Source organism: Streptomyces sp. NPDC048751, assembly GCF_043198595.1.
GTDB lineage: Bacteria > Actinomycetota > Actinomycetes > Streptomycetales > Streptomycetaceae > Streptomyces.
Genome location: NZ_JBICUX010000002.1, coordinates 335,625 through 350,286 on the forward strand (window position 1 = coordinate 335,625; position 14,662 = coordinate 350,286).

The following is a 14,662-nucleotide window of genomic DNA, read 5'->3' on the forward strand; positions in this document are numbered from 1 at the left end:
TCGTCGGAACCCTTGAGAACACAGGGCCGTAAGGATTCAGCGGACTTCCGCTCCGGGTGCCCTTTGCCCGTTTTTATCCGTAGCCGACCATGCGGTGCATTGCCAACTCTTTACGTTGGCGCGCCGCAACCTTCGTGGAGTTCGAGCGGTAGTCACTGCGTCCGAGGTCGGACACGTCAACGTTCTCTTCCGTCAAAGGAGCATCATGTCCCTCCCCCTGACCCGTCGGATCGCCCGTGCCGCGCTGATCGTCGCAGCGGGAGCGGCCGCCGGGGTCGGTGCGGCCGGCTCCGCCAGCGCGGCCCCCGAACTGCCCGCCACCCCCAACCTGCCCGGGGTCAACAGCCTGGACGGGGCGAAGACCCTCGGCGGTGCGACGCAGCACGTCACCGGGCTCGGCGACACCGGCGGCAAGGCGGTCAAGAAGGCGGTTCCCGACACGGGCAAGGTCGGCAAGACCGTGAAGAAGGCGGCTCCGGACGCGCAGAAGGCGGCCGGCGAGGTGGCCGGCTCCGCCGGGGACGTCGTCGGGGACACCACGTCCAGGGCTACGAAGGGCGGGCTGCCGACGGACTCTCTCACGAAGGGTGCGAAGGGCGGGCTGCCGGGTGGGCTGCCGATCGGCGGCTGATGTCCGAGTGCCGGTTCGCCGGGCGACGGGGTTCAGGGTGGTTCCTGGGCCCCGTCGCCTTTTGGCGTGCGCGCCTGCCCACAGCGGTGGCCTACGCCAGACGCGCCACCGCCGCCCGTACCCGCTCGTCCGTCGCCGTCAGGGCCACCCGTACGAAGCTCGCGCCCGCCTCGCCGTAGAAGTCGCCCGGCGCCACCAGGATGCCGAGGTCGGCCAGGTGGGAGACCGTGTCCCAGCAGGACTCGTTCCTCGTGGCCCAGAGGTAGAGGCTGGCCTCGCTGTGTTCGATGCGGAAGCCGTGGGAGAGGAGGGCCTGGCGCAGCAGGGTGCGGCGGGCCGCGTAGCGCTCGCGCTGCTCGTGGACGTGGGTGTCGTCGCCGAGGGCCGCCACCACCGCCGCCTGGGTCGGGGCCGACGTCATCATGCCGCCGTGCTTGCGGATCTCCAGGAGCGGGGCGAGGACCGCCGGGTCACCGGCGAGGAAGGCGGCCCGGTAGCCGGCGAGGTTGGAGCGCTTGGAGAGGGAGTGGACCGCGACGAGGCCGTCGTAGGAGCCGCCGTTGACGTCCGGGTGCAGGACGGAGACCGGGTCGGCCTCCCAGCCCAGCTCGAGGTAGCACTCGTCGGAGAAGACGAGGACGCCGTGTTCGCGGGCCCACGCGACGATCCTGGTCAGTTCCTCCTTCGACAGGACCTCGCCCGTCGGGTTGGACGGGGAGTTCAGCCAGAGGAGCCTGAGGTTCGTGGGGTCCAGGTCGGTGGGATCGTCGTAGACCTCGTACTCCGCGCGGGCCAGGCGGGCGCCGACCTCGTACGTCGGGTAGGCCAGGCGCGGGTAGGCCACCTTGTCGCCGGGGCCGAGGCCCAGCTGGGTGGGGAGCCAGGCGACCAGTTCCTTGGAGCCGACGATCGGCAGAACGTGGCGGTGGGTGACGTCACGCGCGCCCAGGCGGCGCTCGACCCAGCCGGTGATCGCGTCGCGCAGTTCGGGGGTGCCCCAGACCGTCGGGTAGCCCGGCGAGTCGGCCGCCGAGATCAGCGCCTTCTGGATCAGCTCGGGCACCGGGTCGACCGGAGTGCCGACGGAGAGGTCGACGATGCCGTCCGGGTGAGCGGCGGCCGTCGCCTTGTAGGGCGCCAGCTTGTCCCAGGGGAAGGTCGGGAGGCGGTCGGAGACTGCGGACACGGGTGGCTCACTTTCTTGCGTTCTTACGGCGAACGCCTCGGTCCCGTACCGCGCTGATCACGAGCGATCAGGCCGTACGGGACCGAGGCGGCGCTTGCGGGACCGCCGTCGACCCAGGGCCTGTCCGGCGGATCATGCCGCAGACGCGGGGCCTGGCACGCCCATCTGCCGCGTTGTCGTCGGTCGCCGACGCGCCGCGTCGACTCCCTCCTCCGCCGTGCAGCTGCACGCACCAGACCCCGCTCACCTGTGCTGACGGGTCGCCGTGGGTTTCCTGCGACTGATCCGCCGGACAGGCCCTACTCGGCCTGCGGCGGCAGCGCGGCGATGAAGGGGTGGTCGCGCTCGATCAGCCCCAGCTTGCTGGCGCCGCCGGGGGAGCCCAGCTCGTCGAAGAACTCGACGTTCGCCTTGTAGTAGTCCTTCCACTCCTCGGGAGTGTCGTCCTCGTAGAAGATCGCCTCAACCGGGCAGACCGGCTCACAGGCACCACAGTCGACGCATTCGTCCGGGTGGATGTACAAGGACCGCTGGCCCTCGTAGATGCAGTCGACCGGGCACTCCTCGATGCACGCCTTGTCCTTGACGTCGACACAAGGCTGCGCGATGACGTAGGTCACGCTGTCGTTCCTCCTCGATAGGGCGCTGGCGGGCCTCCTCAGGCTCCGCCGCCTGGCGCGCGGGAGCGCGGCGTCGTCGATGCCCGCCCCTAGTATCTCCGTTCTTGGGCATGATCCGAACAGGAGGGGTGAACTGACCTGTGGAAATCTCTGCCACCGGACGCCTCGAGGTCCGTATCACCGCTGCTGACGTGGGTAAACGAGTCTCCGTACGGTGCTTGAGGGAACCTGGTGCGTCAACGGAGAAGTTCACTGACACGGTGGGTGTTCTCACATCATGGGACAACGGTGTGCTGGTGATCACACGAAAGAGCGGGACGAGCGTCCTGATTCCGGAGTCGTCGCTGGTCGCGGGCAAGGTCGTACCGGCGGCCCCGGCGCGGCGCCGGGGGCCGGCCGCCTCGTACGAGGAACTCGCCCGTGTCGCCGCGCGCGCCTGGCCGCCGGTGGAGAGCGAACGGCTCGGCGGGTGGGAGCTGCGGGCCGCCGAGGGGTTCACCAGGCGCGCGAACTCGGTGTTGCCGCTCGGTGACCCCGGGATGCCGCTCGACGACGCCCTCGCGGCCGTCACGCGCTGGTACGGCGAGCGCGGCCTGCCCGCGTACGTGCAGACCGCGACCGGTGCCGAGGGCACGCAGGAGCTGCTGTGCGCGGAGCTGGAGCGGCTCGGGTGGGTGCGCGAGGTGACGGCCGAGCTGTGGATCGGGGGACTCGCGGCCGTCGCCGACCAGGAGGCGTCGGTCGAGGTCTCCGTGGCGCGGGAGGCCGGTGAGGCGTGGCTCGCGCGGTACCAGCGCAAGGGAATGAGCGAGGTGGCCCTCAAGGTGCTGGGCGGTGGGCCTTCCGTGTGGTTCGCGTCCGTGCCGGGTGAGACGGCCGGGGCGCCGCCCGCCGCCATCGGGCGGTGTGTCGTGGACGGGCGGTGGGCCGGGTTCGCCGCGGTCGAGGTCGACCCGGCGCTGCGCAGGCGCGGGCTGGCCACCGCGGTGATGGTCGCGCTGGCCCGGCGAGCGCTGGACGAGGGTGCGTCGGCGGCCTGGCTCCAGGTCGAGGTGGACAACGCGGGGGCGCGGGCGCTGTACGCCGAGATGGGCTTCGCGGCGCATCACGCCTACCACCACCATCGCCGGCCACCGGCTTCCGGCGCCGCTGCCGGCTCCGACCGCTGCTGAGGGGACACGAACCGCCATGTACGAGCCCTCTGCGCCCACCCCCTGTCCCCCGCCGCCCGAGCGTGCCGCCGAGGTGCGGCGCCGGTTCGCCGAGGAGGTGCGGTCCGAGCGGCCCGATCTGTCGACGCTGTGTCTGCTGGTGGGGGCGGCGGCCGACGGAACACTCGACGAGGCGGGCATCGACGCGGCCCAGGTGGAGCTGGACGAGCTGGCGGGCCGGTTGCCGTTCCGGCCCGGCGGACCGCGTGCCTGGGCCACCGCCCTGGGGGAGCTGCTCGGCGACCGGCTGGGGTTCCGGGGCACCCCGGCCGCATATCAGCGGCTGGAGTCCTCGCTGCTGCACGAGGTGCTGCGCAGGCGGCGCGGGCTGCCGATCCTGCTGTCCGTGGTGTGGGTGGAGGTCGCCCGGCGGGCGGGGGCGCCGGTGTACGGGGTCGCCCTGCCGGGGCACTTCGTCGTGGGGTTCGGTCCTGAGGACGCCCAGGTGCTCGTCGATCCGTACGACGGGGGGCGGGTGTTGACGGGTGCGGACGCGGAGACGCTGGTGGCGGGGGCCACGGGGACGGCGTTGGAGCCGTCGATGCTGGAGCCCGCGGATCCGGTCGAGGTGATGGTGCGGATCCTGAACAACATCCGGGCGTGGGCCGCGGCGCGGCCCGAGCGGTCGGATGTGGCGTTGTGGGCGGTGGAGTTGTCGTTGGAGGTGCCGTCGCATCCGGCTCGGTTGCGGTACGAGCGGGCGCAGTTGTTGGTGCAGCGGGGGGATTTCGTGGGGGGCGCGTCGGAGTTGGAGGCGTACGCGGAGTTGATCGAGGCGGTCGATGAGGCGGCGGCGGAGAAGGTGCGGGGCCAGGCGATGGCGGCTCGGGCGCGGCTCAACTGAGCAGCGAACAGGTTCGCTGCACCTCGGGGTGCTTACAGCCAGCCCTTCTCCCTTGCCACCCGCACCGCCTCCGCCCTGTTGCGCACCGCCAGTTTCTGGATCGCCGTCGACAGGTAGTTGCGTACCGTGCCCTGGGACAGGTGCAGGGTCGTTGCCAGTTCCGCGTTCGTGGAGCCGTCTGCCGCTGCTTTGAGGACCTCGCGTTCGCGGTCCGTCAGGGGGTTCGCGCCGCCCGCGAGGGCCGCTGCCGCGAGGGTGGGGTCGATGACGCGTTCGCCGGAGAGGACCTTGCGGACGGCGGCGGCGAGTTGGGCGGCGGGGGCGTCCTTGACGAGGAAGGCGTCGGCGCCGGCCTCCATGGCGCTGCGGAGGTAACCGGGGCGGCCGAAGGTGGTGAGGACGACGAGCTTGAGGGCGGGGAGTTCGCGGTGGAGCAGGGCCGCCGCCTCGATGCCCGTGGCGCCCGGCATCTCTATGTCGAGGAGGGCCACGTCCACGTCGTGTTCCCGGGCGGCCGCGAGGACCTCGTCGCCGCGGGACACCTGGGCGACCACCTCGATGTCGTCCTCGAGGCCGAGCAGGGCGGCCAGGGCCTCGCGGACCATCGACTGGTCCTCGGCGAGGAGGACCTTGATCGTACGGCTCATGACGCGGATCCTACGTCCGCGGCGGCGGGGGCCGACACGCGGGCGACCAGGCGGAAACCGTGCTTGGTGCGGCCCGCCTCCAGCGTGCCGCCCGCCTTCTCCAGCCGTTCGGACAGACCGGTGAGGCCGTTGCCGGGGGCCTTGCCGGAGCCGCCCGAGCCGTTGTCCTCGACGGAGAGTTCGAGGATGGGGCCGTCGAGAGTCTGACGGCGCAGCAGCTCCACCGTGCAGCGCTGGGCGCCGCTGTGCCGTACGACGTTGGTGACGGCCTCGCGCAGGGCCCAGGCGAGAGCGGCCTCGCTGTCCTCGGAGATGCCGGTGAGGTCGGGTTCGGCGGGCAGTTCCGCGGTGACGCCGGCGGCCGTCAGGGCGACCTGGGTGCCGGCGAGTTCGGCGGCCAGGCGGGGGCGCCGGTAGCCGGTGACGGCCTCCCGGACGTCGACGAGGGCCTGGCGGCTGACCTGTTCGATGTCGGCGACCTGCTGGGCCGCCTTGTCGGGGTGGGCGGGCAGCATACGGCCCGCCAGCTCGCTCTTCAGGGTGATCAGGGAGAGCGAGTGGCCGAGCAGGTCGTGCAGGTCGCGGGCCAGGCGCAACCGCTCCTCGTTGGCGGCCAGTTGGGCGACCGTGGCACGGGCCTTGCGCAACTCGATCGTCGTACGGATCAGTTGGCCGACGCCGGTCATCGCGTATCCGATGAGCAGGACGAGGAGCAGCAGGTTGCCGGCCTCCCCCTCGCCGCCGTGGAGGCCCACCAGCAGCATCACGCCGCCCGTCGCGGGGATCGCCCAGTACGCCAGCTGCAGCGGGAGGATGATCCCGCAGGAGACGGAGACGTAGCAGAACAGACCCAGCCAGGCCGGGCCGAGGGTGAGGCAGAGCAGGACGGCGAGCGCGGCCAGGAGGAGGATCAGACAGCCGACGAGCCGTCGGCCGTAGGGCCGTCCCATGTTCCGGAAGACCAGCGCCAGGTAGAGCCCGACGAAGGCCGCGAGGCCGAACCAGCCGGCCACGGTGCCACCGGTCGTGTGGTTGCCGGATACCAGGTCGTGCACGGGCGAGCTGAGGAAGACCAGCCAGACGCCGATCCACGCGCTCTTGCGCAGCCGTTCGCGCCGGTTGCGGGGCGGCTGCCCCATCAGCGTCAGCCGCTCCGCCCTCTGCTCCTCGGAGGAGCACGAGTCCTGCGTCATCGCGTTCACGCCTTCAGCGTGTCCTTCCGGTACAGCCAGGCCGCGCCGCCCGCGAACAGGGCGAAGGAGACGGCGAGCACGGCGATGTCCTGGGCCTGCGGGGCGGAACTCTGTTCGATGGCCCGCCCCAGGTCAGCGTACGCGTGTGTGGGCAGCCACTTCGCGATGTTCTGGAGCCAGTCGGGGAAGGTCGTGGTGGGCATCCAGAGGCCGCCGAGCATGGACAGACCGAAGTAGACGATCATCGTGATCGGGCGGACGGCGTCCCCGCTGGCGAGGTAGCCGAGGGCGACGCCGAGCGCGGCGAAGACCAGGCTGCCGGCCCAGATCGCGCCGGTGAGGGCGAGCCACTGCCAGGCGTCGAGGCGTACGTCCTTCACGGTCGCGGCGACGGCGAAGACGACCACGATGGAGGGCAGGCTCACGACGGCGGCGCTCGCCGTCTTGGCGAGGACGTAGCCGCGCCCCGGCAGCGGGGTCAGCCGCAGCTGCCGTACCCAGCCGCTCTCGCGCTCCTTGGCGATGCGCTCGCTGTTGCCCATCAGGACGGCGGTCAGGGCGCCGAAGGACGCCATGGAGACCATCATGTAGGTCGGCAGGGTCAGTCCCGTGCCGTCCACCTTCGTGGTGCTGTCGGCGTTGCCCGCGATGATCAGGAACAGCAGCGACGGGTAGATCACGGAGAAGAACAGGAACTTGCGGTTGCGCAGGGCGCGGGCCAGTTCCAGCTTGATCAGGCTGTTCACTGCTGCTTCGCCTCCTCGGCGGCGGTGATGGCGACGAAGGCCTGCTCCAGACCGAGCCCGGCGACTTCGAGGTTGCGGGGGTAGAGGCCGAGGCCGTAGAGGGCGTGGACGGTCGCGTCGGCGTCGGAGGACTGGATGCGGACCGTCTGGCCGCTTATGTCGACCGACGTAAGGAACGGCAGGGCGCGGATCGGTGCCTCGTCGATGGTGCCCTCCAGGTCGAACGACACCCGTCGCGCCCCTGCCTTCGCCTTGATCTCGGCGGCCGTGCCGTCGGCGAGGAGCCGCCCCCGGTGCAGCACCAGCACCCGGTCGGCGATGGCGTCCGCCTCCTCCAGGTAGTGGGTGGCGAAGAGGACCGTACGGCCCTGGTCGGCCTGCTCGCGCATGGTGGCCCAGAAGGCCTGGCGAGCGGAGACGTCCATGCCGGTGGTGGGTTCGTCCAGGACGATCAAGTCGCTGTCGCCGGCGGTGGCGAGCGCGAAGCGGACCCGCTGGACCTGGCCGCCGGAGAGCTTGTTGACCTTGCGGTCGGAGATCTGCGAGATGCCGGCGCGGGCGAGCACGTCATTGGCCTTGTACGGCTTGGGGTGCAGGTCACAGGCGAGCTTCACCAGCTCGGCGACCGTGACCTCGTCCATCAGGCCGCCGCTCTGCAGCATGGCGCCCACGCGCCCGGCGACGATCGCCTCGCGCGGGCTGGTGCCGAAGACGCTGACCGTGCCGCCGTCGGCCTGCTTGAGTCCGAGCAGCAGGTCGAGGGTGGTCGACTTGCCCGCCCCGTTCGGGCCCAGCAGGGCCACGGTCTCCCCCCGGTGCAGGGCGAGGGTCAGCCCGTCCACCGCGCGTACGTCGCCGTACGCCTTGCTCACCTGGTCGAATCCGACGACGGGGGTGGTGGTCGCCGCCCCTGTCGTCGCCGCTGTCGTCGTCATGGGAGCCATCGTGGCCGCGGGGGGCGGTGCCCCGGCAGTGTCGGCGGTCCTGAGTGGCGCATGACAGATGTCATGCGGGACCCGCACGAACGAGGGGGGCACCCGGCGTCGGCCGGGTGCCCCCCTCGTCGTACGAGCCGTCAGTTCGGGTTGGTGTCGATGATCCCGACGCGGTTGGTCCTGCTCGTCAGGGCCGGGCGCAGGGCCTGGATCACGTCCTGGACCGTGACGGGCGTCTTCTGGCCGGTGCCGCGGGTGATCAGCACACCGTCGAAGGCGCCGCCGTACAGCTCCTTCAGCGCGGCCTCGTTGTAGCTCTCGACGAGTTTGCCGTCGACGGCCTTCACACCGAGGAACTTCCAGAGCGAGTTCTCCGGGCTGAGCAGGACCGAGTGGGCCGCGTCGGTCTGGACCGTGACCTTGGCGGACATCGCCGGCTCGGCGAACTTCTTCATCATCCGGTCGACCTCGGCGTTGGAGATCGTCGGCTGCTGAGTGGTCGTCGGGACCTTCACCGGCGTGGGCGAGCCGGTCTCCACCAGGGTGCGGTACGCCTGCTCGACCGACGTCTCGGCCTGGCCGACGGCGATGCCCTTGCCGGGCTTGCCGTAGACCGCGACGGCCTTGCCGGACTCGAACTTGATCGTTCCCTCGGTGACCGAGCCGGAGCCACCCGCCGCGCTCTGCAGGGCCGCCCGCAGCTTCTCCTCGTCCACCGGCATGACGGGGTCGACGACCCGGTGCTGGCCGAAGAGCGAGCCGACCACGGAGACCGGGTTGTAGTCGCTCTTGGCGGCCGCGTCGACCGTGGCCGACATGTCGAACTGCAGACCCGCCTGTTCCGGCTTGAGGGCGACGGTGCTGCCGTCGACGGACAGCTTCAGCGTCTGGTTGACCCGGCCGTCGAAGGCGTCGCCGAGCTTCTTGACGGCCTCGTCATGGGTGCCGCCGCCGATGTCGACGCCGAGCACGGTGGTGCCCTTGGGCACGTCGGAGTGGTTCATCAGCAGCCCGGCGCCGTAGACACCGGCCCCGGCGACGACCACGAGTCCGCCGAGCAGGACCAGCTTGCTGCGGCCCTTCTTTTTCTTCTTGGCCTGGGCCGCCGGCTTGCTCTGCGCGGCGGGCTCGGGCTTCGCGGGCGTCTGCGGCGGCGGTCCGTCGGCGCGCCCGCCCGGCCCGAACGGAGCCTGCTGGCCGGCCCCGGGCACGACGGGGATGCCGCTGGTCAGGGTGTGCCCGGAGACGTTGTCGGCGGGCCTGCCGTAGCCGCCCGCGGCGGGCTCGGGGGCCGGCTTCTGCGGCGTGAGGATCGCGGTGTCGTCGCTCAGACCGGCGGCCGGGGGACGCCCGGCCTGCGCACCGGCGCCGGGAACCATGCCGGGGCCACCGGGACCACCGGTCCCACCAGGGCCACGCGGGCCCGCGGGACCGCCCGGGCCGGTGGCACCGGGGCCACCCCGACCGACCGCGCCGCCCGGACCGCCGCCAGGGCCACCGGGGCCGGGGCCGGGGCCGCCAGGGCCACCCGGACCGCCGGCGGGGCCACCCGCACCGATCACGCCGCCCACCGGCGGCACCATCGGCCCGCGTCCCGTGACCGGACCGCCGGTCGGGCCCGCCGGGCCAGCCGGGCTCTGCGGCCCGCGCGGCCCGCCGCGCTCGTTCGGCGCGGTGAAGTCGTGCTGGCTGCCGGGACCACCCGGGCCGCCCGGGCCGCCCTGGCCACCCGGAGCGTTGAGACCGTTCGTACCGCTGAAGCCGTTCTGCCCGGCTTCGCCCTCCGAGAAGTACGGAAGCTCGTCGCGGCGGGGCTCCGAGGCGCCGGGGCGCGAGCCGCCCCGCGGTCCCGCGGCCAGCGCCTCGGTCACGTCGAAGGAGCCGGTGCCGCCGCCGTGCCCGGGGGCGACGGGACCGCCGGTGGCGCCGGGGAGCCCCGCGCCGTTCGTACGGCCGCCCTTGGCACCGCCCGGGGCGCCCATGGAGCCGACCACACCACCGGGACGACCGGCACCGGGCCGCGCGCCACCGGCCGCACCGCCGGACGCACCCGCGCCGCCGGACGTACCGGGCGCCCCGGTGCCCGAACCGCCGGAGGCAGCCGCGCCCGAACCGCCCGGCAGACCGGCTCCGTTGGTGGAGCCGCCGCCCGGACCGCCCTTGGGGGCGGCGGACTTGCGGGGCGCGAACCAGTCGCTGGCCTTCTCCTCGGCCGCGCCCGCGGGCTCGGCGGCCGACGGTTCGACCATGCCGGTGGACGTGACGGCACTCGGTGCCTGCGTCTCACCCGTGTCCTCGCCGCTCGCATCGGAGTCCCCGACGGGCTTGCGCACGACGACCGGTGGAATGGGCCGCGATCCGGGGATATTGATCCGGATCCTGGTGGTCAGCGTGGTCTCGGTCTTGCGCTCCTCCGGCTGCGCGGCCGAACGGCCCGCGTCCGTACCGGCGTCGGAAGCCATGGGGGTCCCGTACGGCGGCGTGCCCGAGGGGTATGCGGCTCCGCCGCGCCCGTTGGGCCCGGTGGACGGAGTGTCAGTTTCACGACTCAAGGCAGGTTCTCCCGGTTGGCTCCGCCGCCCGTCACGACCTCACGCGGGCACCTCGGCGGCGCGCACCACCATACTGGCCACTACTGGCGCTTATCCCACGACCGCTGGGGAAACCCACACGGGACTCGCACGCGGAACGTCCGGCGAAGTGGTACGTCACTTGCCAAGTCGGACGTCGTCGACCCCAGGTTGCCGCCCTCCACCAAGGGTGGCACAGATCACAGCGAGGGCCATCCCGCCGAGCAGGAATACATACGAACCGCCTCCGGCGCCGAAGAGGAAGTCGCCTTCCGGGCGGCTGGCGGTGAGCAGGATGACGGTGACCGTCCAGCCGACGGCGGGCGCGACCGCGCCGCCCCTGCTGTTCGTCACGCGGGCCCCGCCGAGGAAGAGCCCGGCCGCGCCCACGAGCGCGAGCAGCAGCCCGCCCGGGAACAGGCCCGACTGGACCAGCGACCCGGCCAGGGCGACCACCGCACCCAGCAGGAAGAGCCCGAGCAGCGCGGCGGCCCGCCTGCCGGAAGGGCGTTGCAGCGGCTGGGCGAGCATGGAGCCCCCACCGTCGGTCTTCATCAGGTCTCCTCGATCCCGGCGAACAGATCGGTCTCCCGCCCGGTTTCCCGCCCCTCGGCCGCCCGCTCGCCGCGCACCAACTCGTAGCACTCGGTGGTGAGAAGCGGCTGGGCGAGCTCGTTGGAGAGGGCGAAGTACGGCTCGGCGACCTCGATCTGCGTGGCGTGCGCGCGCATCGCGGCGGCCTTGGCGGCGGCGTACGCGGTGCCGTCGATCTCCGCGGTGATCCGGTCGTCGTCGACCACGCCGGGTACGTCGTCCACGGCGGCGGCCTTGGTGAAGGGCAGGCCGGGGAGGTCGTCGCGGAGGCGGGCGAAGGCGTCCTCGACGACCGGGCGCGGGACGCGGTTCCAGTAGACCTTGGCGATCTCCCAGCCCCGCTCGGCCGCGAGCTCGACGGCGCGCATGGCGACGCGGTGGGCCTGGATGTGGTCGGGGTGGCCGTAGCCGCCGTTGTCGTCGTACGTGACGAGGACCTGGGGCCGCACCTCGAGCATCACCTCGACCAGGTGCCCGGCGGCCTCGTCGACGTCGGCCTGCCAGAAGCAGCCCTCGTCGTCGTTGTCGGCCAGGCCCATCATCCCGGAGTCCCGGTAGCGGGAGGGCCCTCCGAGGAGGCGGTGGTCCCGCACGCCCAGGTGATCCATGGCCGCGCCGAGCTCCCGCAGCCGCTCGAGGCCCAGGGCGTCGCCCGTCAGCTGTCGCAGCTCCGGCGGGATGACCTCGCCCCGCTCACCGAGGGTGCAAGTGACCAGCGTCACATGAGCACCCTCGGCCGCGTACCTGGCCATCGTCGCGCCGTTGTTGATCGACTCGTCGTCGGGGTGCGCGTGCACCAGCAGCAGACGACGGGCGGGCAGTTCCGTCATGCCCCCAGCGTACGGGGCCGGACGGAGGCCAGGACCTGCCCTAGGGAGTGCCTTGTGGATCATGCCGGCGTCGGTCAGCCATAAGGTGCCGTCGCTAGAAGCCGGCCTGATCCACAAGACACCCCCTAGAACTTGATGCTGCCGATCATGCTCGCCACGCTTGTCGTCAGGTCGTTGATCGTTCCCGCCATCGTCGAGGAGGCGAGATAGAAGCCGAGCAGGATGCAGACGACCGCATGGCCGCCCTTCAGTCCTGACTTCTTGATCAACAAGAAGACGATGATCGCCAGCAGCACCACCGCCGAAATCGAGAGTGCCATTGGCGGCTCACCTCCAAGAACCCGGGAACGTGGGGAATACAGTGCGAGGGAACTTGTAAATCCATACAACGGGCAGCAGGTTCATACCCACACAGCGCTAGTGATCATAACTATGTGTACGCGCGCATCTCTCGGCGCACAGCCGCACAAGGGGGCGCACGGCCAATATGGTCAGGGGATGACGACCGAGCCTGACTCCTTCCCCCGACGGCACGCGCGCACCCAGCGGTTCTCGCTCGGCGCGCCGCGCTCGTTCACCGTGGCTCCCGACGGTTCCCGTGTGGTGTTCCTGCGGTCCGGCTCCGGCACGGACCGGGCGGGCGCGCTGTGGGTCCTCGATCCGGCGGACGGCCGCGAGCGCCTGGCGGCCGACCCGTACGCCCTGCTGGGCGGCTCCTCGGAGAACCTGTCCCCCGAGGAGCGGGCCCGGCGCGAGCGCAGCCGCGAGGGCGGCGCCGGCATCATCGGCTACGCCACCGACACGGCCGTCGAGCTGGCCTCTTTCGCCTTGTCAGGGCGGCTTTTCGCGGCGGAGCTGCGGGCCGGCACCGCCCGCGAGCTGCCCACCCCCGGGCCGGTGATCGACCCGCGCCCCTCCCCCGACGGACGGCGGATCGCCTACGTCGTCGACGGCGCCCTGCGGGTCGTGGGGGCCGAGGGCGAGGGCGACCGGGCGCTGGCCGAACCGGAGTCGGAGGGGGTGTCGTACGGCGCGGCCGAGTTCATCGCGGCCGAGGAGATGGGGAGGTCACGCGGCTTCTGGTGGTCGCCCCTGAGCGACCGACTGCTCGTGGCGCGGGTGGACGACACGCCGGTGGACCGGTGGTGGATCTCGGACCCGGCCCATCCTGAACGTGATCCACAACACGTCGCCTATCCCGCGGCGGGCACCGCGAACGCCGACGTCCGGTTGTACGTGATCGATTTGGACGGGGCGCGCACGGAGGTCGTCTGGGACCGGGCGCGCTACCCGTATCTGGCGCGAGTGCACTGGTCAGCGGCGGGTGCGCCGCTGCTGCTCGTACAGGCCCGCGACCAGCGCAGCCAGCTGTACCTGGCGGTGGAGCCGGAGTCCGGGGCGACCCGGATGGTGCACGCGGACGAAGATCCAGTTTGGCTTGATCTTTTCCCTGGTGTGCCGTGCTGGACCCCTTCGGGACGGTTGGTGCGGATCGCCGACGAGGGCGGCGCGCGGGTCCTCACGGTCGGCGAACGTCCGCTGACGGGAGCGCAGTTGCACGTCCGGGCGGTGCTGGACGTCTCCGACGAGGACGTGCTGGTCTCGGCGTCGGCCGGCACGGACGCGGCGGCTCCGGAGACCGGCGAGGTGCATGTGTATCGCGTCAATGAACTGGGGGTCGAGCGGGTCTCCCAGGAGCCGGGTGTGCACTCGGCGGTGCGCGCCGGGGGCGTGACCGTGCTGGTGTCGGCGACGCTCGGCCGACCGGGGGCCCGGGCGCAGGTGCTGCGCGACGGGAAGCCGGTGGCGTCCGTGACGTCGTATGCCGAGGATCCCGGTCTGTCCCCGCGCGTGACGCTCACCGAGGGGGGCGCACGCCGTATCCCGTGCGCCCTGCTTATGCCAACGGACTACCACGGTGACACTCCCCTCCCCGTCCTCCTGGACCCCTACGGCGGTCCGCACGGCCCGCGGGTGCTCGCCGCGCACAACGCGCACCTCACCTCGCAGTGGTTCGCCGACCAGGGCTTCGCGGTGCTCGTCGCCGACGGCCGCGGCACCCCGGGCCGCTCCCCCGCCTGGGAGAAGGCCATCCACCACGACCTGACGGTCTCCCTGGAGGACCAGGTCGACGCGCTCCAGGACCTCGCGCAGCGGTACCCCCTCGACCTGTCCCGGGTGGCGATCCGCGGCTGGTCGTACGGCGGCTGGCTGGCGGGCCTCGCCGTGCTGCGCCGGCCGGACGTCTTCCACGCGGGCATCGCGGGCGCGCCGGTGACGGACTGGCGGCTGTACGACACCCACTACACGGAGCGGTACCTGGGCGACCCGGCGGCCTCCCCGCAGTCGTACGCCCAGAGCTCGCTCGTCACCGACGAGGGCCTCTCCTCGCCCGCCGAGCCGCACCGCCCGTTGATGGTCGTGCACGGTCTCGCCGACGACAACGTGGTCGTCGCGCACGCCCTGCGGCTGTCCTCCGCCCTGCTGGCCGCTGGCCACCCGCACGAGGTGCTGCCCCTGTCCGGCGTGACCCACATGACCCCGCAGGAGCAGGTCGCGGAGAACCTGCTGCTGCTTCAAGTGGACTTCCTGAAGCGGTCGCTGGGCCTGGACCAGCCCCGCTAGGCGCAAGAAACGGGCCGGGAGGCATAGTGC

Annotated in this window: 14 protein-coding genes; 4 read left to right on the forward strand and 10 right to left on the reverse strand. The window is 72.1% G+C overall.

Annotated elements, in window-relative coordinates:
• Positions 1-205: 205 nt before the first annotated feature.
• The gene (locus ACGFNV_RS08410; RefSeq protein WP_393620504.1) at positions 206-631 is read left to right on the forward strand and encodes an ATP-binding protein; all 426 of its coding nucleotides are present in this window, start codon (positions 206-208) and stop codon (positions 629-631) included.
• 91 nt (positions 632-722) lie between these two features.
• Here the strand turns inward: ACGFNV_RS08410 and ACGFNV_RS08415 are convergent, their stop codons facing one another.
• Positions 723-1,817 carry a bifunctional succinyldiaminopimelate transaminase/glutamate-prephenate aminotransferase gene (locus tag ACGFNV_RS08415; protein ID WP_393620506.1) on the reverse strand — a complete coding sequence of 365 codons (1,095 nt, stop codon included), beginning with the start codon at positions 1,815-1,817 and terminating at the stop codon, positions 723-725.
• Positions 1,818-2,116: 299 nt separating this feature from the next.
• A complete protein-coding gene (fdxA, locus tag ACGFNV_RS08420; RefSeq protein WP_030929316.1) occupies positions 2,117-2,437 on the reverse strand; it encodes a ferredoxin in 321 nt (106 codons plus the stop codon).
• A 140-nt stretch (positions 2,438-2,577) separates the two neighbouring features.
• On the opposite strand from fdxA, the gene ACGFNV_RS08425 reads away from it, so the two are divergent.
• Both ACGFNV_RS08425 and ACGFNV_RS08430 read left to right on the forward strand, forming a co-directional pair.
• A complete protein-coding gene (locus ACGFNV_RS08425; RefSeq protein ID WP_393620508.1) occupies positions 2,578-3,609 on the forward strand; it encodes a GNAT family N-acetyltransferase in 1,032 nt (343 codons plus the stop codon).
• A 16-nt stretch (positions 3,610-3,625) separates the two neighbouring features.
• Complete coding sequence (locus tag ACGFNV_RS08430) at positions 3,626-4,492, forward strand: tetratricopeptide repeat protein (RefSeq protein ID WP_393620510.1); 867 nt, start codon at positions 3,626-3,628, stop codon at positions 4,490-4,492.
• A gap of 32 nt (positions 4,493-4,524) precedes the next feature.
• Here ACGFNV_RS08430 and ACGFNV_RS08435 read toward each other — a convergent pair whose 3' ends face one another.
• The 8 genes from ACGFNV_RS08435 to ACGFNV_RS08470 all read right to left on the reverse strand — a co-directional run bounded on the left by ACGFNV_RS08435 (position 4,525) and on the right by ACGFNV_RS08470 (position 12,327).
• The gene (locus tag ACGFNV_RS08435; RefSeq protein ID WP_393620512.1) at positions 4,525-5,139 is read right to left on the reverse strand and encodes a response regulator; all 615 of its coding nucleotides are present in this window, start codon (positions 5,137-5,139) and stop codon (positions 4,525-4,527) included.
• Entirely contained in the window at positions 5,136-6,341 is a 1,206-nt protein-coding gene (locus ACGFNV_RS08440) for a sensor histidine kinase (RefSeq protein ID WP_393620514.1), read from the reverse strand. Before ACGFNV_RS08440 ends, ACGFNV_RS08435 begins: the two co-directional genes overlap by 4 nt.
• Complete coding sequence (locus tag ACGFNV_RS08445) at positions 6,338-7,078, reverse strand: ABC transporter permease (protein WP_393620516.1); 741 nt, start codon at positions 7,076-7,078, stop codon at positions 6,338-6,340. Before ACGFNV_RS08445 ends, ACGFNV_RS08440 begins: the two co-directional genes overlap by 4 nt.
• Positions 7,075-8,013 (reverse strand): ABC transporter ATP-binding protein, encoded by a 939-nt coding sequence (locus tag ACGFNV_RS08450; RefSeq protein ID WP_393620518.1) that lies wholly within the window; start codon positions 8,011-8,013, stop codon positions 7,075-7,077. The genes ACGFNV_RS08445 and ACGFNV_RS08450 overlap by 4 nt, the downstream gene beginning before the upstream one ends.
• Positions 8,014-8,153: 140 nt before the next feature.
• A complete protein-coding gene (locus ACGFNV_RS08455) occupies positions 8,154-10,565 on the reverse strand; it encodes a hypothetical protein (RefSeq protein WP_393620520.1) in 2,412 nt (803 codons plus the stop codon).
• A gap of 156 nt (positions 10,566-10,721) precedes the next feature.
• Positions 10,722-11,138 (reverse strand): DUF6113 family protein, encoded by a 417-nt coding sequence (locus ACGFNV_RS08460; protein WP_393620522.1) that lies wholly within the window; start codon positions 11,136-11,138, stop codon positions 10,722-10,724.
• The gene (gene mshB, locus ACGFNV_RS08465; RefSeq protein WP_393620524.1) at positions 11,138-12,007 is read right to left on the reverse strand and encodes an N-acetyl-1-D-myo-inositol-2-amino-2-deoxy-alpha-D-glucopyranoside deacetylase; all 870 of its coding nucleotides are present in this window, start codon (positions 12,005-12,007) and stop codon (positions 11,138-11,140) included. The genes ACGFNV_RS08460 and mshB overlap by 1 nt, the downstream gene beginning before the upstream one ends.
• Before the next feature lie 125 nt (positions 12,008-12,132).
• Positions 12,133-12,327 carry a hypothetical protein gene (locus ACGFNV_RS08470; protein ID WP_030783885.1) on the reverse strand — a complete coding sequence of 65 codons (195 nt, stop codon included), beginning with the start codon at positions 12,325-12,327 and terminating at the stop codon, positions 12,133-12,135.
• Positions 12,328-12,505: 178 nt separating this feature from the next.
• Between ACGFNV_RS08470 and ACGFNV_RS08475 the strand changes: the two genes are divergently transcribed.
• Entirely contained in the window at positions 12,506-14,632 is a 2,127-nt protein-coding gene (locus ACGFNV_RS08475; protein WP_393620526.1) for a prolyl oligopeptidase family serine peptidase, read from the forward strand.
• The last annotated feature ends 30 nt before the right edge of the window (positions 14,633-14,662 follow it).